Annotated in this window: 16 protein-coding genes; 9 read left to right on the forward strand and 7 right to left on the reverse strand. The window is 44.3% G+C overall.

The window, feature by feature from the left end:
• Positions 1-35: 35 nt before the first annotated feature.
• Positions 36-1,925, forward strand: a complete 1,890-nt coding sequence (locus tag KZZ10_RS05725) for an acyltransferase family protein (RefSeq protein WP_259660531.1) — start codon at positions 36-38, stop codon at positions 1,923-1,925.
• A 33-nt stretch (positions 1,926-1,958) separates the two neighbouring features.
• Here KZZ10_RS05725 and rfbG read toward each other — a convergent pair whose 3' ends face one another.
• Together rfbG and rfbF are read right to left on the reverse strand one after the other, a co-directional pair.
• Positions 1,959-3,062, reverse strand: coding sequence for a CDP-glucose 4,6-dehydratase (gene rfbG / locus KZZ10_RS05730; RefSeq protein WP_259660532.1), 1,104 nt, complete (start codon positions 3,060-3,062; stop codon positions 1,959-1,961).
• On the reverse strand, positions 3,047-3,811 hold the full coding sequence (gene rfbF, locus KZZ10_RS05735) for a glucose-1-phosphate cytidylyltransferase (RefSeq protein ID WP_259660533.1): 765 nt from the start codon (positions 3,809-3,811) through the stop codon (positions 3,047-3,049). Before rfbF ends, rfbG begins: the two co-directional genes overlap by 16 nt.
• Before the next feature lie 235 nt (positions 3,812-4,046).
• Between rfbF and KZZ10_RS05740 the strand changes: the two genes are divergently transcribed.
• The 3 genes from KZZ10_RS05740 (at position 4,047) to KZZ10_RS05750 (ending at position 7,264) form a co-directional block, all read left to right on the forward strand.
• Entirely contained in the window at positions 4,047-5,240 is a 1,194-nt protein-coding gene (locus KZZ10_RS05740) for a hypothetical protein (protein ID WP_259660534.1), read from the forward strand.
• Positions 5,241-5,243: 3 nt separating this feature from the next.
• Complete coding sequence (locus tag KZZ10_RS05745) at positions 5,244-6,350, forward strand: glycosyltransferase family 10 domain-containing protein (protein WP_259660535.1); 1,107 nt, start codon at positions 5,244-5,246, stop codon at positions 6,348-6,350.
• A gap of 68 nt (positions 6,351-6,418) precedes the next feature.
• The gene (locus KZZ10_RS05750; RefSeq protein ID WP_259660536.1) at positions 6,419-7,264 is read left to right on the forward strand and encodes a glycosyltransferase family protein; all 846 of its coding nucleotides are present in this window, start codon (positions 6,419-6,421) and stop codon (positions 7,262-7,264) included.
• An 89-nt stretch (positions 7,265-7,353) separates the two neighbouring features.
• On the opposite strand, the gene KZZ10_RS05755 is transcribed toward KZZ10_RS05750, so the two are convergent.
• Together KZZ10_RS05755 and KZZ10_RS05760 are read right to left on the reverse strand one after the other, a co-directional pair.
• A complete protein-coding gene (locus KZZ10_RS05755) occupies positions 7,354-8,787 on the reverse strand; it encodes a bifunctional class I SAM-dependent methyltransferase/glycosyltransferase family 2 protein (RefSeq protein WP_259660537.1) in 1,434 nt (477 codons plus the stop codon).
• A gap of 1 nt (position 8,788) precedes the next feature.
• Positions 8,789-10,390 (reverse strand): hypothetical protein, encoded by a 1,602-nt coding sequence (locus tag KZZ10_RS05760; protein ID WP_259660538.1) that lies wholly within the window; start codon positions 10,388-10,390, stop codon positions 8,789-8,791.
• A gap of 68 nt (positions 10,391-10,458) precedes the next feature.
• Here KZZ10_RS05760 and KZZ10_RS05765 point away from each other — a divergent pair, with 68 nt between their 5' ends.
• Positions 10,459-11,727 (forward strand): hypothetical protein, encoded by a 1,269-nt coding sequence (locus tag KZZ10_RS05765; protein ID WP_259660539.1) that lies wholly within the window; start codon positions 10,459-10,461, stop codon positions 11,725-11,727.
• A gap of 26 nt (positions 11,728-11,753) precedes the next feature.
• On the opposite strand, the gene KZZ10_RS05770 is transcribed toward KZZ10_RS05765, so the two are convergent.
• Both KZZ10_RS05770 and KZZ10_RS05775 read right to left on the reverse strand, forming a co-directional pair.
• Entirely contained in the window at positions 11,754-12,173 is a 420-nt protein-coding gene (locus KZZ10_RS05770; protein WP_259660540.1) for a divergent PAP2 family protein, read from the reverse strand.
• 1 nt (position 12,174) lies between these two features.
• The gene (locus KZZ10_RS05775) at positions 12,175-13,053 is read right to left on the reverse strand and encodes a decaprenyl-phosphate phosphoribosyltransferase (RefSeq protein WP_259660541.1); all 879 of its coding nucleotides are present in this window, start codon (positions 13,051-13,053) and stop codon (positions 12,175-12,177) included.
• Positions 13,054-13,201: 148 nt separating this feature from the next.
• Here KZZ10_RS05775 and KZZ10_RS05780 point away from each other — a divergent pair, with 148 nt between their 5' ends.
• Positions 13,202-14,455: an FAD-binding oxidoreductase gene (locus tag KZZ10_RS05780; protein ID WP_259661006.1), complete on the forward strand. Its 1,254-nt coding sequence runs from the start codon at positions 13,202-13,204 to the stop codon at positions 14,453-14,455.
• Position 14,456: 1 nt separating this feature from the next.
• A complete protein-coding gene (locus tag KZZ10_RS05785) occupies positions 14,457-15,209 on the forward strand; it encodes an SDR family NAD(P)-dependent oxidoreductase (protein ID WP_259660542.1) in 753 nt (250 codons plus the stop codon).
• A 23-nt stretch (positions 15,210-15,232) separates the two neighbouring features.
• Here KZZ10_RS05785 and KZZ10_RS05790 read toward each other — a convergent pair whose 3' ends face one another.
• A complete protein-coding gene (locus KZZ10_RS05790) occupies positions 15,233-16,132 on the reverse strand; it encodes a class I SAM-dependent methyltransferase (protein ID WP_259660543.1) in 900 nt (299 codons plus the stop codon).
• Between the two features lie 175 nt (positions 16,133-16,307).
• On the opposite strand from KZZ10_RS05790, the gene KZZ10_RS05795 reads away from it, so the two are divergent.
• Both KZZ10_RS05795 and KZZ10_RS05800 read left to right on the forward strand, forming a co-directional pair.
• Complete coding sequence (locus KZZ10_RS05795; RefSeq protein WP_259660544.1) at positions 16,308-17,567, forward strand: hypothetical protein; 1,260 nt, start codon at positions 16,308-16,310, stop codon at positions 17,565-17,567.
• Between the two features lie 53 nt (positions 17,568-17,620).
• Positions 17,621-18,907 carry an SGNH/GDSL hydrolase family protein gene (locus tag KZZ10_RS05800; RefSeq protein WP_259660545.1) on the forward strand — a complete coding sequence of 429 codons (1,287 nt, stop codon included), beginning with the start codon at positions 17,621-17,623 and terminating at the stop codon, positions 18,905-18,907.
• The last annotated feature ends 12 nt before the right edge of the window (positions 18,908-18,919 follow it).

Genomic DNA, 18,919 nt, shown 5'->3' on the forward strand with positions numbered 1-18,919 from the left:
TCAAAAAAATTCAGCCCTCTTGTGCGTCGAACTAAATGAAATATAAAAAGCAGATTGATGGCTTAAGGGCTTTGGCCGTTATGTCAGTCATCTTTTTTCATGCTGATGTCATCGGTTTTGCCGGTGGTTATGTTGGCGTCGACATTTTTTTTGTAATTAGTGGATATCTAATCACCTCGTTGATCTTGCAGCAAATGCAAGATCGGACGTTTTCTTTGAGCGCATTTTGGGAACGTAGAGCACGGCGTATCCTACCAGCATTATTTTTTGTCATTTTCTGTTGCTTGCCTGTTGCCTGGATATTCTTGCTGCCCTACGACATGCAACGGTTTTCTGGTGCCTTGATCACAATCCCATTTTTTTTACAGAATTTTTATTTTTGGCGTAATAATACTTATTTCGAACCCTCAACTGATTTCTCACCACTTGTTCACACATGGAGCCTTGCGGTCGAAGAGCAATATTATTTGCTTTTTCCGTTCTTCTTGCTTTGGACGCGGCGCTGCAAGAAGACGACGTTACTTTGGCTCATACTATTTATCGCGCTGATTGGGCTACTAATGCTTCAGTCGGTCTTTGTCGAGAAGCTTTCATTTAAATTCTTTATGCTGCCCACCAGAGGGTGGGAAATTTTAATAGGGGCTGCGGTTGCATGCTACGCATTAGATTCAAATAATAAGAATGAATTATCCATTAGGAGCGCTGAGTTATTGAGCGCGGCTGGTTTGTTGTTAATACTGTATTCGATTATTTCTTTTGATAAGAATACGGTGTTCCCCGGCTGGGCGACGCTCGTGCCGACTTTAGGAACCGGATTGATATTGCTCGGTGTTGAGCAGCGAACATTTGTATCGAGATTATTTGAACTTAAACCCTTGACGGCAATTGGGTTGGTGAGCTACGGCGCATACTTATGGCATCAACCCCTGCTGGCCTTTTCCCGGCATATTTCTGTTGATGAACCCAGTCGGTTCGTTACGTCATTACTTGCTCTAGCAAGCCTGATTTTTGGTTGGGTCAGCTACAAGTTCGTCGAGCAGCCCTTTAGAAGGCAGGGATTGATCAGCACAAAAGGTCTCGTCATAGTTGTTTTATGCTCAAGCCTTGGCTTGGTAGTCTTCGGCGCATCTGGTGTATTGACTAAGGGTTTTGAAAATCGATTCTCAACCCAACAAAAAGAGCTGTGGTCGTACACTAATTACGATGTCGGTGCGCTCTGGCGAGTGGGTCAGTGTTTTCTTCAGCCCGAGCAGTCGTATCACTCATTTGGCAAGGATTGTGCCGGCGTCGGTGACGGCAAACCTTTACGAGCTATGGTCTGGGGCGACTCCAACGCCGCCGCCCTCTACCCTGGGTTGAAGCATCAGTTTGAGCATGTCGCGCAATATTCTGCAAGTGGTTGCCCGCCTGTACTTTCGATCAATCAAACCTGGCGACCATTTTGCAAAGATATCAATCGATACGTATTCGAGCAGATAAAGACGCTCAGGCCTGAGCGTTTAATTTTATTTGCGAATTGGATCCTTTATAAGGACATTGATATGGCCGGTGAATTGGCGGCCACGCTCGATGCAATAAAAAAAGAATTACCCAGCACTGCAATCGAAGTGATCGGCGGAGTGCCTCAGTGGTACCCATCTTTACCCGTATATCTGTTAAAGAGAGGCCTTTACATCGACCAGATTAGCGCAGTCGTCAATACAGGTTTGTCGCCAATTATCGAGCTAGACCAAGCGCTTGCTACGATGAGTGAGACCAGAAAAGTACGATTTCATTCAGCACTTGATGCACTGTGCAATCGGCATGCATGCCAAGTGGCTACTCAATATCAAAACAAGCAGGTGCTGACAACGTGGGATTATGAGCATCTAACTGAAGGCGGTTCAGTTAACTTAGTGCAAAAATTATTTGGTAAAAATCGTTAGGCATGCTTGTCACGACGCACAAAAACGACTACTTCATCGTGGGTGAGTTTGGTGTTCAATGATTTGGGCGAGACTAAGCGCGAGCATGTCTTTGTGTTCGTCGAATGATCGATGCCATGCTACGATTTTCTCGATCGCAATTTCAAGCGACCAGCGTGAACGCCAGTTTAATTCATTGTTCGCACGACGACAGTCTAGTCGTAAAAGTTGTGCCTCGTGCGGTTGTTCCGCGTCGATTAAGCTCCACGATGCGGGTCGATGCCAACGCCTTGCCATCAACTCAATGACTGCACTTACGCTTCGCGTATCAGAATCCTGAGGCCCGAAATTCCAGGCGCTCGCAAAGTGATCCGCGTGGTGATAAAGGTTTTCTAAGAGTAGTAGGTAGCCCGAGAGGGGCTCTATTACATGTTGCCAAGGGCGGATTGCCTGAGGATTACGAATGATTATGGGCTCGTCAAGATTAAATGCGCGGATGGCGTCGGGGATTAAACGATCTGTAGACCAGTCCCCCCCACCGATTACATTTCCAGCTCTCGCCGTCGCGATCGCAGCGTTGCCGGTGCTTTGCTTCCCCGTGAAATAAGATTGCCGGTAGGCTGCGGTGATAAGTTCGGCACACGCTTTACTACTACTGTACGGGTCATATCCCCCCAAAGGGTCTGACTCTTGGAATTGTTCGCCCTGCTCTTTATTTTCGTAGCACTTATCCGTGGTGACAACTAAAACGGCCCGGACGCCAGGCATCTGACGGACAGCTTCAAGTACATGCGCTGTACCTAGAATATTGGTCGCGTATGTTTCAAGGGGATTTGTGTACCCATAGCGCACAAGAGGTTGAGCCGCCATGTGAATCACGATTTCAGGTGCTGAGGCCCGCATCGCTTTGCTGAGCGCGTCGAGATCATTGATATTCCCAAGGATGGAGGTGTCGACTTGATGTTCGACATCCAAGATCTTGAACAGAGATGGTTCGGTATTGGGCGCTAAAGAAAATCCTGTGACTGTCGCGCCCATCGAAACGAGCCAAATCGAAAGCCAACTACCTTTGAAGCCAGTGTGGCCTGTTAAAAAAACACGTTTACCGCTCCAGAAGGCGTTGTCGACATTTGCGCCTGTCATCACCAAACTTTCCATGGCGCGTCACCCTTTGACCAGAGCTCTTCAAGGTGGTTTTTATCCCGCAAAGTATCCATTGGCTGCCAGAAGCCGCGATGAAAAAAGGCCTGCATTTCGCCTTTTCTTGCCAGCGACTCGAGAGGTTCACGCTCCCAGATGGTTTCGTCATCTTGAAGTAGCGTCAGGCACTCAGGCTTTAGCACAAAGAAGCCGCCATTGATCCAGTTCCCGTCGCCAGCGGGCTTTTCTTGAAAACTGGCGACAGAAGTGCCCTGTATTTTGAGTGCGCCAAATCTTCCAGGGGGCTGTACCGCTGTCATTGATGCGATCTTGCCATGGGCTTTGTGAAAACGGATCAATTCAGCGATGTTGACCGAAGCCACACCATCCCCATAGGTCAGACAAAAATCCCCGTCTAAATGTTGCTCAATCCGTTTAATACGCCCACCGGTCTGGGTGAGGTCTCCCGTGTCCACCAGCGTAATCTTCCAGGGCTCTGCATTTTGGTGATGCACCGACACCGAGTTATTTGCTAAATCGATCGTAACGTCGGACATGTGCAGAAAATAGTTGGCGAAGTACTCTTTGATCAGATAGCCCTTGTAGCCACAGCAAACGATGAAATCATTCACGCCGTGAGCTGAATAGATCTTCATGATGTGCCATAAAATAGGTTTGCCCCCGATTTCGATCATGGGCTTGGGTCGTGTTACGGATTCCTCTGAAATCCTTGTACCAAGACCACCTGCAAGCAATACAGCTTTCATACTATCCTTTGGCCCTTTACAACGATCGACGATAGAGTGTGGAGTAAACTCCAAAGTAGTGGCTTAACCTACGTACATCAGGTCTGCGCAGCCAAGTTGAATTGTAGAACACCTTTGACCTTAGCAAAAAGCGTCGTTACTAACCTTACAACTTAACAATTGTTGTAGGGGATAACGAGCGAGCATGTGATCAAAAAAGTCATTAATAAATAGGTTCATATCAAACCGAAACTTCATGTCTATTCAAATTACACGCTCGAAAAAGCTGATACACCGCATACAAGCTAAACTAAGAGTTGATAAAGCTTACGATTTTCTTTCGCAAACATATCAAAAATATAAAAGACAGCAAAGTCATCAGGTGCTCAGCAGTCAACGCGCGTTAACGGTTTTCTATCATCTGCAGTCTTTGAACACGCACCCTTACATTGCTGAGCGCATGTATGGTCATTGCGCTCCGCTAGCCTGGTCAAATTACTCTGATGCAGACATTGCGCATTTTTTACAGCAACCTGAACATGTTGCCAAGCCCTATTTTGTCGAGCCCAATGACCAAATATTGACGCCCGGTGTTTATTTTGGCGCCAAAAAACCTTTTGAGATTATCAAGAAGCTGGATGATATCAAGAGTTTAATTGGTTCTGATAATTTTAAAGGAATGTTGATCGGCGACGACGGACTGGAGGCTCAATTTATTCATTACTTTGGCACCGAACTTATTCATAAGCTATATAAATATCCGCAAATGCGGTGTATTCCCAAAAAGAAAATAGAAGAAATAAAGTGTCATGCTGATCAGAATGGCAGGCGTTTTGTATTTTTAGCATCTGACTATAAATTAAAAGCAATCGATTTATTAATAGAGTCTTGGTTAAATGTTCGACAATTATGTGGGGCGACTTTAACTATTGCTTGCCCTAATATTCCAGCAAGTGAATTAGACAAACTAAAGTCTATAAAATCAATTAAGATCATTAAAGATGCACCACTCTCCACAAAAACAAAAAAAATATTATTATCTGGTGCCGATATCAGTATCTGCTTGACACATGTCGATGGCGGCGCAAATGCTTGGGAAGGTATCGAATATGGCCACCCTATTATTACTAGCTCCTATCACAGAAGCGATTATCTGACCAAAAATCAGAATGGGGCGGTGATAGACTTTCCGAATCAATTCTATCGTTTGGGCGAATACGGCTTTCGCTTTAATAGTATCGAAGACTATATGGCTCATGTCGAATTTGAGATGAGTCAAGGTATATATGATGCTGCAAAAACAAGCTTGACTGAGAAAATACAGGCTTATATCGATCATCCCAATCTTGTGTACGAGCAATCAGTCAAGTCATTGCAACTGGCGCATGAGCAATCAGTCGCAAAATCAAATGAGCGATTGCTTGAAATATACCGTCAAGGTATTAATTGAGCTATGATCACTATAAAACTATCACTTCCCGGCTTTGAAGACGTAGACATCAGTCAATTTATTGGCCGTACAGATAATACAGTCAGAGATTGTGTTTTTTATGTTAATCGAGACGACATAAAAGTTGCGGATTATTGGGTTTGCCTAGAGGCGCCCTACAAGACGGTTGAAACTTGTAGAGTAAAAAAAGACAACGTTTTTTTTCTTAATGCAGAAACAGCCTGGCCTAGATTTTTTTATGACAGCGAGCTTAAGAAAAATTTTTTAATGCAGTTTGGAAGAATATATACTTGCCATGATATTTACGCGACCCATGCTTTTTTTGGATTGCCTTACTTGCCATGGATGATTAACGCGAATCACGGTCAGTCGGTTTTCTCGAGCCACGCCAGAGATCGCCTTTTTTTTGAACAGCTTACTTCATTACCTAAAACTAAGTCTTTGTCGGTATTTTGTTCAAATCAGACCTGGACAGAGGATCACAAACTAAGGCTTAAGTTTGTAAAAGCCCTAAAAGTACATTTCGGTGACAAAATTGATTGGTTTGGCAATGGAATCCAGCCTTTAGAGAAAAAATGGGATGGTATTGCACCCTACAAATACCACATTGCATTAGAAAACCAATCTCGTAATAATGTCATCACTGAAAAATTATATGACACATTTTTAGGTTTGGCATACCCCATTTATTACGGAGCACCTAATGCCAGTGAATATTTTGACTCAAATTCATTTTCTACAATTGATATTGTTGACCTAAAAGGCTCAATTAATAAGATCGAACAGATCCTTGATAGTGATTTGTATGAGCAACGCTTAAGCGCAATCATCGCCTCGAAGAACCTTGTATTGAGCAAATATAATTTATTCGAACGAATCGCTGATATTTGCTTGACTGCACAGTCAACGCTTTCTTGTTCAACAGAGGCAGTCCAGGAAGATGTGACGGTGATGGCCATGAATCAGTTTGACGTTAAACAGGACTTGACTGCATTACTGAAAAAAAATCGATTTAATTTGATTTTAAGAAGATTAATATATTACTACCCTGGCACTATGTTAAAGAAATGGGGTGCTCGATTATTGCAGCAATATGATAATCAACGCTAACGTGCCTTGCCAAAACCGGTCTTTCGATCGTCTAACGGTTTTGATATCAATCAACGTGGGCTGCTGTAATGTCAACATATAAAAAAACGATCGTTTTGATTGTCTTCAATCGACCAGACAAAACACAAGAAACACTCAATGCGCTAAGAAAAGTATATTTAATAGAGCAATTTAATTTGATCGTAATTAGGCAAGAAGGCTCTGCAGAAGTTAAACAAATTATTGATGCGATTTCATGGATTGATACGATGCACCATGTTATCAACTATGCCTCGCAGAGCAGTGTTAAATTTCGGATCAACAATAATGTTAGAACGGGTCTCGCATTAGCCTTCGCCAAGCTTGAGTGCGAATATGCGGTTGTTGTAGAAGATGATATCTTACTTGGCTACGATTTTTTTCACTTCTGCGACGTCATGCACGCGCGATATGCCAACGACAAAAATTTCAAAGCGATCAACGCTTTTTCAAAAGAGCCCAATCAAAGCAGTATGTTGTGGTCGTATGGCAAGTTTCGCTATGGGATCGGCAAAGGATGGTCAATCAGCCGCGCTGCCTGGCAAACGTTAGCGAAGTACTGGAAACCCGGTGTTGATCAACATTTTGATTATTTGATTGAAGAGTGGACGCTTGAAGGGTTTGTTTTGATGCCACACTGCAGTCGGTCACTTGATATCGGTTGGGGTGAGGGTAGCTCTCATGGGCCGAAAGATGAGTTTGATGAGCATTGGATCGCGATGAGGAAAAGCTGGGTTGGCAGCGACCCGTTTCCATTTGAGGATTATCAGTGTGTTGAGCACTTGCCCTTCTCATGGCGCAGTGACTGTGTGCCCTACGAAGATAATTTAAGTCAGATCTCTAAGTTGTATCGTTTGAAAATTAGAAATCTGTTGAAAAAGATCCTTCGGCGTTAGATCCGCGGCTATGAAATTTGCTTCTGACGTGGACCAACGACAAAATATTTAAATGCTGTCGCTCATCGCAACGGGACCATGACACCTGCCTAGATAAACTTAATCCTCCGAGCCGCAAATACCACCATACGAAGTAAAAGTACGCCGTGCTTCCACCTCGAAATATTCGTCTCTCCGTATCGTCTAGCGCGGTAACGAATCGGTACTTCGAGAATTTTCAGGTTTAACCGAGCCGCTCCAAACAACAAATCAAAATCGCCAAAGGGATCAAAATCTCCAAAGTAGGCTCGGTTATCGGCGATGCGTTGATAGTCAGCGCGGCTGAGTACTTTTGTACCGCATAGCGTATCGCGAATCGGTTGCCCCAATAACCAGCTAAATGCCCATGAGAAAAACTTGTTGCCGATCAAGTTCGCAAAGCGCATTGCGTCGGCATCCATGGGGTACACCAGCCTGACGCCGTTCACAAACTCTGCCTCGCCGTTAGCGATGAGGTCGTAAAAGCGGGGGAGGTCTTCTGGTGGGACGGTAATGTCAGCATCTAGAATCATGAGGATGTCGCCTGTGGCAACAGCAAAGCCTGCACGCACTGCATCGCCTTTGCCTTTACCCGGCTGCTTAAGTAGCCGGCAATTTTTGTGTGGATTATTTGCGATGCTACGTTCGATGGCCTGGTAGGTATCGTCAGTTGAATTGCCCTCTACGAAAATAATTTCGGTGCCGGCTCCCATCTCGGGAATGCGGGCCATCAGCTCCTCAATATGCCCTGACTCGTTACGTGCGGCCACCACTACGGAAACGGTCATTTCACGATTCTGTTCATTAAAAATGGGCCTTGCAACAATAAAATTTGCAAGATCAAGATGCCGAAAGGGCCAAATCTTTGCAAGGTAACGATTACAAAAATTCGTCAGAAGCGGCACCTCAAATGGGAATAACACCTCGCTCGAATTACGCAGCATTTGAAATCCAGAGATTTCAAGCAAATTATTCATGTCATGAACGGTAAGCCAATTCTGGGGTAACACTTGGGTAGCCAAACCTAGTTTTCGTGCGATCTGTAGTGGTACGTTCCATAGGTGGCTATAAAAGTTAAAGATAACTCGCGTCTGTGGGTGACAACAAGCTTTGACGTGGCTCAATACAGTTTGAACATCCCAAAGATCATTGACCAGTTCCGACAAAATTATGAAATCGAAAGTACGTCCGTGTAAATCAAACTCGTGCGCGTCTGCGCAAATGAAATCTAGCTGTGGGTGAGCGACCTTCGCTTGCACGATGATTGATTCGCAAAAATCGATTCCCAGTCCTTTTGCAGGGCTTAGCGCGGCAAGCAAGTTTCCCGTGCCACAACCAATCTCTAAAATACTCGCGTCAGACGTGACTAGATGCCCATAGAGATTTTGTAGGGCACGATGGTAATAGCCACCTAGAGAACGATCTGATCCGACCGTCTGTTGGGACCAGCAACGCTGACGCGCCTCTTGATACTCAGTAAACTCGGTTTGAAAGGTTTGATTCATATCAAGGAGGGTTTAAGCCTAAGACGAGATACAACGATTGTGCGGGCCCACTGTAAAGAAGCTTTAGATTAAAGCTCTTTAGTTGCTCTGTGGGTTGATTGGTGACCAGCAAAACGGAGCGGTTTTTCTGTAGTTCTTGTGCAATTAAACTCAACTCGAAAAAACCACGACCCTTGATGACCAGTTTTTTTGCCCAGATGTTGAAATCGTAAAAATCAGTTAGAACATCGCCGACTTTTGGATTAGTCGCTGGGGCGTACCCCAATCCAAAGGACAGTGCGCACTGTGGAAGTCGACAACCATAGGTACCTATTAAAACGGGCTTGTCGAATTTCGCAATGTAAGACTCAATACTATTCATGTCCTTGCTGAAAAGAGCCCTTTCTGCCGATAACTGTTGGTAGGCACCATTCGCAGCATTGAGCATGAGTGCAAATCCCATCAGCGCAAGGATCCCAGAGCCGAATCGACGATATTCACGCTTAATGTCTGGGTTAGGTAAGTTGAGTACGATCCATATAAGACCTATGGACTGAATAATAAGTGCAGGGAGCATGTAGCGAGCGCCAGGGTGTTTCAAAACTAAAATCGTTTGCCCAACACAGATCGTGCATAAGATGATCGGCGTGCAGGCAAGCCCCCAGAGTGAGGCTATACGGCTTCCTTTGAGATCCGACCGACTAAAGACTGCAACAGTAAGATAAATAACAACACAAGATAAAAGAAAGGCAACAAAAAACCATAATTCAAATATCTGGGTTAGACCTTTCAACCTCGGGATAATCTGACTTGGATCAATAAATTCAGCTTTACCTGAACCATAATGCCCTGAATGCCGTGCGATCCCACCTATCCAATTAAAGAACCTTGGAAGCTCTTTGATCATTGGCGAGATAAATACTAGCCAAGCTAATGCAGCTGTCAAAAAGCTAATCAAAATTGATTTCGTAGATCTAAGTAAAAAGAGCATTCCAAGCATAGGAATAAATGTCAGCTTGACCGCGATGCCGAAGCCGCAAATTACTCCAGCAAGAATGGATCTATTGATTGAGGCTGCGTGAGTTTCGGAACGATTAAAAAATATAGCCGGTGTTAGCGATGCGATAAGTAGCATCGATGCAAGAATCAACAAAGCCTCAGGCTCAGGGTAAGACATTCTGGTGAATGTCACGGCAAAGGCAATCGAGCCTGCTTGAACAAAAAGCGAGATCCCGATGCGGCTGGTTGTTTTCAATAGCTGAGTGCCAAGAATGTAAGAGGCAATACAGTTCAATGAAACCAAAATGTAGGAAACTATCCGAAGGTAAACTTCAGGGTACATTCCGACAGAGATATCTAGATTAATTCCTAATAAGCCAAAGGACTTTGCAAACCACCAGCTGATATAAATAACGCCAGCAATTAAAGTTTGAACTGGAGTTCCTGGGTGATCGATATGATAAGGTGTATTACCTTGGAGTATTAATAAGCCATTTAATAGGTATTGGTATGCAGGGTCCGAGTCGTAATAGAGGGGGTATATTTTTTGTATAAAAAAATATTCAATAACAAAAATTGTGATTGGCACAACTAGTAAAATCGGTTTGATTAACGCATTGTTCATTTCTTGTCCGAGTCATTAACGCAGATTGCCGCACATCGGCTAGTCACAATCACGTCGAAAGTATACACATGAATAAATTCCAACCGCTTGATCTTTACAAGAGACATGCCTTGTCTATTTGGTTGTTCATGCTTTGGTTTGCAGTCATTTTCATACTAGGCAGATTTGAGCTCTGGCGGCATATAGGCGTTTCGCATATGAAACCACTGTTTGCCGATCTTCACGCTGTGTTAAGTGCAATTGAGTGTCACGGCCGAGGTGTCAATGTATTTGAGACAAACCCTTGCGATGTAGCGTCAAGAGTCCATGTCTATGGCAGCCTTTGGCTTGAACTAGGTAAGCTAGGACTGGGCACTGTCCATTTATTTTCGAAAGGTTTTCTGGTCAATATTGTATTTATGGCGATATCCGTCTGGTTAATTAAACCTTCTTCCGGAAAGGAGTTCATCGTCAGTGCATTGATTTTATTATCTCCAGCTGTCACGCTCGGCGTCGAGAGGGCAAACAATGATTTGATTGTGTTTAGCCTACTTGCAGGAAGCGCAATATTGTTTGCAAAGCCGGGACGAATAGCTCAGATATTTGGCTTGCTTGTTATATATTTATCTGCATTGTTAAAGTTCTACCCATCGATTCTTTTTGCTGCAGCCGTGATTATCGCAAGACGTAACAAGAAGAACTTTCTAATAATAACGGTGATTGCCATTGGGTTGTTTAGCACTTGGTTAGTTACTAACTACACCGAGTTTCTGTTAGTCAAGGCAATCGTTCCTAAGCCCTTAGACTTTTATGCGACGGGAGCGCGTGCGTTATTAGCGTATGTAGGCCGGCCTTATCCATGGATTTTGACAGTACCTGCAATATGGTTATGGATGGGCTTTATGTTTTTGATTGCGACCGTTTCAATCATTTTGGCATATCGCCTGAAACTGAGTGGTAAATCTCACACGAACTCGACGCTTAATTACGTACTTTTTATATTCGGTCTTCTTGTTCTATTTTCGACCTATGCAATTAATAGCAATTATGATTATCGATGGATTTTTTTCATCTTCACAGTGCCATTGCTCTTTGAAATTAAACGTACTGCATTAAATGAAAAACTGCCAAGACGTTTAGTTGTCTGTGCCTTTATTTTCGCTTTAATCACTATGTGGACAGAAGCACTCAGGGCCACAGGATTATTTGGCTTAGTCAATATCAATATATTTTTCAATATTGGCCGCTCGACGTTTTCGATTGAATTGCTTCAGCAGTTTATGAAGGAGCTCTCTGCATGGGGCTTATTCAGTGTTCTGTTTGCCTTTGCGATTAGGGAGTTTCCCCGCAAGCGTTAGTGAAATAATTGAAGATAGGGAGAGAGTTAAAGCCCGACGGTGGTGGCAGCATAGGCCACGGCGATGCCAGTCGCGACGCCAGCAAGTATTTCAATTGGTGTATGCCCCATTCGCTCACGCAACTTGGGCTCGCCCAGCACTGAACCATTTGTGATGCTATTAATGCGGCTGGCCTGCCTGCCAACCTGCTCTCTTAAGCTTGAAGCATCGAGGATCACAATAAAAGATAAAGTGATCGCAACACCAAATGCTGGGTGCGCGATTCCCTCTTTGAGGGCGATGAGCATCGTTGTGCTGGCAACAATGGCGCTATGGTTGCTGGGTAGCCCGCCGTATCCAATCAAACCAAAAGCGAGCCGTTTAGCCTTGATGCTATTAATAAAAAACTTCAAACTGCCCGCAACTGTCCAAGCAAACAAGGGTGTTAAGAGATAGGTTAAATCCATATCAGTTTGGCCAAAGCGCCCATAGACAGGCTGCGCACCATGCAGCGATAGTAATAATTAGTGGTAAATCGGTTAAGAGCGCATCCGTTGGTGATTCACCCCCATCCAGCATTTCAACAACATACCAGTACCGAAATAGCCCAAATAGAACAAAAGGTACGGAAATCATTAATTCTGGTCGGCTTGCCATCACGAACATACTGTAAAAAACTAAAGCGCAGGTGGCCGACATCTCTGCATATCTGTCTACAAGGGATTTCCTATATTTGGAAAGCACCTCCCTGCCTTCAGTACCGTGCAAAGTAAGTTCTTGGCCACGTTTTACTGCAGCCAAGTAAAGAGCTAAGCATAGCGTTGTTATAAACATCCATCCTGAGACCGGTGCGTTAAGTGCAACGGCACCAGCAAAAACACGTAGAACAAATCCGAGGGATATTGTAAAAATATCTAAAACGGGCTGGTGTTTAAGCTTGAACGTATAAAGTATATTAAGCGCAATATAGCCAAGAATCACCAATACAACAGCGGGTTCGACGAAATAGCCAATTGCCAGGCAAACATAAATTATCGCTAGTATAAAAAATGCCCATTGTGTTGTAATTCTTCCAGCCGCTAGCGGACGGGTTAACGATTTTTTGGGATGTAGCCGGTCTCGATCGATATCTTTCAGATCATTAACGATATATGTAGCAGACGAGGCTAGGCAAAAAAGCACTAAGGCGGTTAAGGCGCTGACAACGGATGCGCGATCAGTAAACTGTCCAGTGAACAGTAAAGGTGCCAACACGAACCCGTTTTTTACCCACTGTTTGACCCTTATAAGCCTGATGATGTCCTTAAAGTAAGGGCGGGTAGATTTGCCGGACGAGGTCGCATGCATGTCGATGAGGGTTGGTGACCGTTAAGATGACAGAACATTTTCGCATTATTCTTGCGCCGCGCAAAACATTTGATATTCAATTTCGGAGAGTTTTCTGGTGATCGCTGTCTCGTCATGGGGAAGGCTAAGTAAAGAACCTCATAAGGTAGTGCCTTGTTCGACCGAGTCGCAGTTAATAGATGCGATTAAAACGTCGAGACCTGGCGTTGCTTTTGGTAACGGCAGAAGCTATGGCGATGCCTGTTTAAATCAAGGCGGCTTTTTGTGGTTATCCGAAGGCCTTGACTACCTAAAGGCCTTTGATCGAAAAACGGGCCGATTGACGTGCGAAGCGGGAGTTTTGTTGAGGGACATACAGGATTTGGTCGTCCCTGAAGGTTGGATGCTGCCAGTAACGCCCGGGACACAGCTCATTACGGTGGGCGGTGCGATTGCAAACGACGTGCACGGAAAGAACCACCACCGTAGCGGTTCCTTTTGCGACCATGTCGTGCGGCTAAAGCTAGTGCGTACGACAGGGGAGACCATCGATTGTGCTCCGGACCATAACAGTCTTTGGTTTGCTGCGACCGTCGGCGGCATTGGGCTAACAGGAGTCATTGTTGAGGCGGAGCTTCAGCTCAAGAAAATCTCCGGACCGTGGTTGTCTGCCGAAACGATCCCCTATGCCAATATTGGAGAGTTTTTTAAATTAGCCGATGCGTCAGAGGCTGACTGGGAGCATACTGTTTCATGGATTGACTGCTTGCCAGGTAACGGCGGGCGAGGGTTATTTATGAGGGCAAACCATAGTTCTGATCACGGAGTTCTGTCGCCTCAAAAATCAAAAAAATCTCGCATTCCGTTCGTGCCGCCTATCTCATTAGTCAATAACCTGACGTTGAAACCCTTTAACGAGTTTTACTATTGGATGGGTCAGCGAAAAACGGAACGCCCAGAGCTCATTCACTACCAACCATTTTTTTACCCTTTAGATAACCTACAAGATTGGAACAAAATGTATGGGCCGCGAGGGTTTTATCAGTATCAAAGCGTGGTGCCAAGGGATGTTGGTGAGGATGCAATTGCAGAAATGCTGAAGGAAATCGGTCGAGCAGGGGAGGGGTCATTTTTGGCAGTTTTAAAAACCTTTGGGAACCGAGAGTCTTTGGGCATATTAGGTTTTCCAAAGCCTGGTGTAACGTTGGCCCTCGACTTCCCCAATAAAGGACTGCGAACAGTTAAATTGTTTGAGCGATTAGATGAAATCGTGACCCAGGCAAAAGGCCGTATTTATCTTGCCAAGGATGCGCGCATGTCTAAGAAGCTGTTTGAAAGCGGCTATCCGAGATTTCAAGAGCTTATAAATTATCGTGATCCCGGAGTTAGCTCAGAAATGTCCCGTCGTTTACTTGGATTTTAAAATGGCTAATGCAAAGAGAATAGTGATCGTAGGTGCGACTTCGGCCATTGCGATTCATTGCGCGCGGCAATGGATGCGCCAAGGTACGGTCAAAATGACGTTGATTGGGCGGGACCCCGGCAAACTCGACCGACTGGCACTGGATTTGCGTGCCCGCAGCGGCGATGGGTTTGTTGAAACTCGAATAGGCCGCTTTGATGATGCAGCTGGAATTCAATCAACCATCGACGCAATTACCGATACTGAGCAACTGGACATAGTGTTGATCGCACATGGATCACTGAGCGATCAAGCCTTGTGCCAAAGTGACCTAGCAATGTGCCAAAGTGAATTACTGCTAAATGGTGTATCTCCCGCGCTATACGCGGAGGGCTTTGTGCAAAAAATGCAGGCTAAAAATCATGGAACGATTGCAGTAATTAGCTCTGTTGCAGGAGACCGAGGACGTAAGTCAAACTATGTTTATGGTGCAGCAAAGGGTTTGTTAACACGCTATATGCAGGGCTTACAACACCGACTGGCAGGAAGCAACGTTAAAGCGGTGTTGATCAAGCCGGGGCCGACGGACACGCCGATGACGGCAGCGCTTAAAAGCCAAGGCGCGAAGCTCGCTCCAGTTGAAGATGTTGCAACGACAATTGTTAAGGCGATAGATGCGGGTCAGGCAGTTGTCTATGTCCCCCAGAAATGGGCCCTGATCATGATGATAGTCCAGCACTTACCTAAATTCATATTTAATAAAATGAATATATAGAAGGAGAAAATAATCTCGGTAAATTAAAAATATTTTTTTAACTTACTGAGATTAGTTTTCATGATCAGAGATTTGGGAGTTTCGAATACCAATTTTTTTATAGATTTTGCGAAGGGAAGGTATTTTAGTAAGCGCAAGGAACTGGAAAGTTTGCGCTCTACCGAGTTAATTGAGTCGATAGTTTCAACGGGAGTATCTTTATTCCAAAAGTCCACGGCGTTGGAGGTAACACCTTCGTTTGATGTTGGGGTGCTTTCAAAACACCGACTTCGATCTATTTTGAAGCTAACAATGGACTCAAAAATACTAATCGAATAGATAAAGTTTTTATAAATTAAATTTGAATGCGCAAGGCCTGGAAAGCGAGCGTTGATATTGTCTATTAATTTTTTTGTCCACTCAATAAATGAGTACTCCGTTGGGTAACCAAACGTCTGCATATAACTAGTGTGGGTATCCTCCACAACGAGTAGTCCGCCGTCTTTGATGTAAGGAATGCACTGATGCGCCGTGATGATTTGTTGTTCATAGGTATGCCCACCATCGTCTAAAATTAAGTCGACTGAGCCAACATCATTAAAAAAACTGCTCCAAAACTCAGGGTCACTCTGGCTTCCAATGTATATTTCAAAGCCATCGTTCTCCCATTTTTTTGCCGCCGGATTAAGTTCAACGCCAATAATTCTCGCGCGTGGGCCGAAAAACTCCCGCCACATGAAAAGCGAACCACCGTTCAGCACACCAACCTCAACAAAAGTGATATCTTGATTTCGGTATTTTTCAAACAGATCTGAGTACACCTGGAAGTAGGATGAATGCTTAAGAGAAAGATAGGGCGAATTTTTATAGCTTTTAAAAATGGGAAGATGCTCTAGACTCACCTGAGGTGAGTGCCCATTTGATGTGTTTTGATGAATAGTCATGATCGTTGATGTGTATCTATAGATTTAGCTTCAATTGTAAATGCCTCAAGCGGGTTAGGCCGGTGTTTTGTTAGTCCAAATCTTTATAATCTGAAAGGGCACAGGCTGTAGTTAAGATCCATATGTACATGGGTTGAAGACTATACCTACTCGTGGAATTAAGCATAACTATAAGATGATTCAACTACTGCTCAATCTAGCCGAAAAAATCGACAGTCAGTGCAGAGCGTACTACAGGCCTCTGATCATATTGCTTTGTATCTTTGCTTTCATCAACTTCAGTCGAGTTGGGTATACCCTGTCCCAAAACTGGAACGGCTGGACGATTGGTGATTGGATTCTAAATTATCAAGGCGGCTTTATTCGGCGAGGACTGCTCGGTACGTTGTTAATTAGTGTTGGAAACAGCTTTAGCATGCCGCTGAACGATCTGACCTATCTTTTGCAATGTACCGTATTTGTACTATTTCTTTTGACATTCATTTATCTTATACGCAACAAAGAAATAAATTTTTGGTATCTGATTCTATGTTTTAGTCCGGGATTTCTACTGTTTAATTATTATGACGGGATGTCTGTCGGCCGAAAAGAAATTTTGATTTATATGCTTTTCGCAGCTTGGTGTGTATTGCATGAAAGGGCCCAACCTCGCCTCATAAGTATCGCTATATTCTCAATTTTGGTTTTTGTGCTGACCTTGACGCATGAGATGGTGTTATTTTTCATGCCTTACTTTATTTTGGTTGGATATTCATCCTGTGCGGGGAACAGCTCCCAAGGTTTTGTGAAATTATTAATGCCTGCGGTTGCATCCTTTGCCGCAGTCGCAGTCTTGATATTGTTCGCGCATCCAATATCTGAGCCATCGATGTGTCGGATATTTACTGAGCTGGGCGCAAACGAAAAAGTGTGCAATGGCATAATCAGTTTTGGCTCGGATGCGTCGATCGGGATTGTGTGGCAACGCCTCATCGCATTAGACCCATTGATACAGTTGCAATGGCTTGCATTTTTACCCCTCATCGTCGCCCCCATTTATCTATGTTTGCATTTTGTTAAGCACAAAGAGCTGGATGGGAAAAAGCTCCTCATCATCGCCGCCTTTCTAATAATGGCAACCGCTCCGCTATTCTTATTGTCGATTGATTGGGGGAGATGGATAGCGATTCATGTTACGTTAAGTGCCATTTTTATTGCTTCACATCTCCCAAGATTAGCTCAACTGTCGGATGAGCGAAATGCAGTCGCAAATCGAATGGCTTGGCGTCTAAGGGTTGGGCAATCAAATCTAATAGTATTGCTGACTGTTGGATTGGCAGTCTTACTACTGGACTTAAGCTATAGCATTAATCATTGTTGTGCTAATAACTTGATCGAACCGTTTGGGCCGCTAAAAAAACTATTTATGACACTAAAACCCTACGTCAATTTCTAGCACTGAAAAATGTCTTGTTAACATAATCAGAAATTAATCGAGTTCTCCTGGATATGTCCGTAAATCAAAGTCGTGGAGGCAGCGCGCTGGCAAAGTCGGCCGTGAGTACTGGTTTTGTCCTCGGCATCTCTATCCTATTGTTTTTAATCATCGACCTTCTAGCCGGTGCGAGGATGCGAGAACTGATTGATATCCATAGAGATCATTTTCGAATTTCTCATCCAATCTACCATCACGACTTAAAGCCGAATTCCCGCGGTATCGGATACTGGGGAACATGGACCTATCCAGTTTGCACCGATGGGAATGGATTCAAAAGTGGGTGTGATCGGATAGGGGTAAAACAAAAGAGCTTTGATGTAGCCTTTATTGGTGACAGTTTCACGGAGGGAATTGGATTGCCTTACGATAAGACGTTCGTAGGGATGGTGGCGAATCAATTGCCTGAGCTGACGATAGCAAATCTGGGAGTAGTGTCGTATTCACCAGCGATCTATTTAAGTAAGCTCACATATTTGTTTTCTCAAGGATATCGTTTCAAACATATCATTGTGTTCATTGATATTGGAGACGCCTATGACGAGGCGAATGAATATGATTTGTTTGAAAATAAATTTGTCGTCGCGAAGGGCGAAAGCTACCCTTTCACTTGGCTTAAGCAGGCCAAACGCTGGGCTATTCGACACTTCCCATTAACCGCTTTGGGTTGGGATAAATGGCAGCAGTTTTCCTTGCGCTCGCCTCAAGTGAGGCGCGACCTTACTAATGCGACACTAGTCGCTGAACAGGCTGCCGATACTCGAGTGATAGGTAATCGAGACATCAGTTTGGGAACGATCGCACCAAATTCAGACACAAAACAGGATGCGTCTCAAGCGAGCCCCCCACTCCCCAGTGACGTTAAAGAGCGGGCTAGCCGCAATATTTATGAGGGTATCTATGAGAAAAATTATCCGAAAAGCGAGTGGACATATAACACCGCTTCAGTTCATTATGGACAGGAAGGCGTACTCAATACGCTCGAGAAAATGAAGCGTGAGATGAACCAACTCGTCTCGTTAGCAACATCCTACGGAGCTACTGTTTCTATCGGCGTGTATCCGTGGCCTGGTCAACTGAAGTATGACACTAGTGATTCTCTGCAGGTGCGGTATTGGAAAGATTTTTGTACCGATAAGTGCCTGTACTTTTATAATAATTTCCCTGCTTTTTTTCAGCTTGCCCGGGAGAAAGGAACTCAACGCATAATCAATGACTATTACTTTGCAGGCGATGTCCACTTTAACGAACGTGGGAACGAGGTTATCGCGCGTACGATTCTAGAGGCTGGTGTTGAATAGAATTGATCAAGT

Origin of the sequence: Zwartia hollandica (assembly GCF_019923725.1) — a bacterium.
GTDB classification, from domain to species: Bacteria; Pseudomonadota; Gammaproteobacteria; order Burkholderiales; family Burkholderiaceae_B; genus Zwartia; species Zwartia hollandica.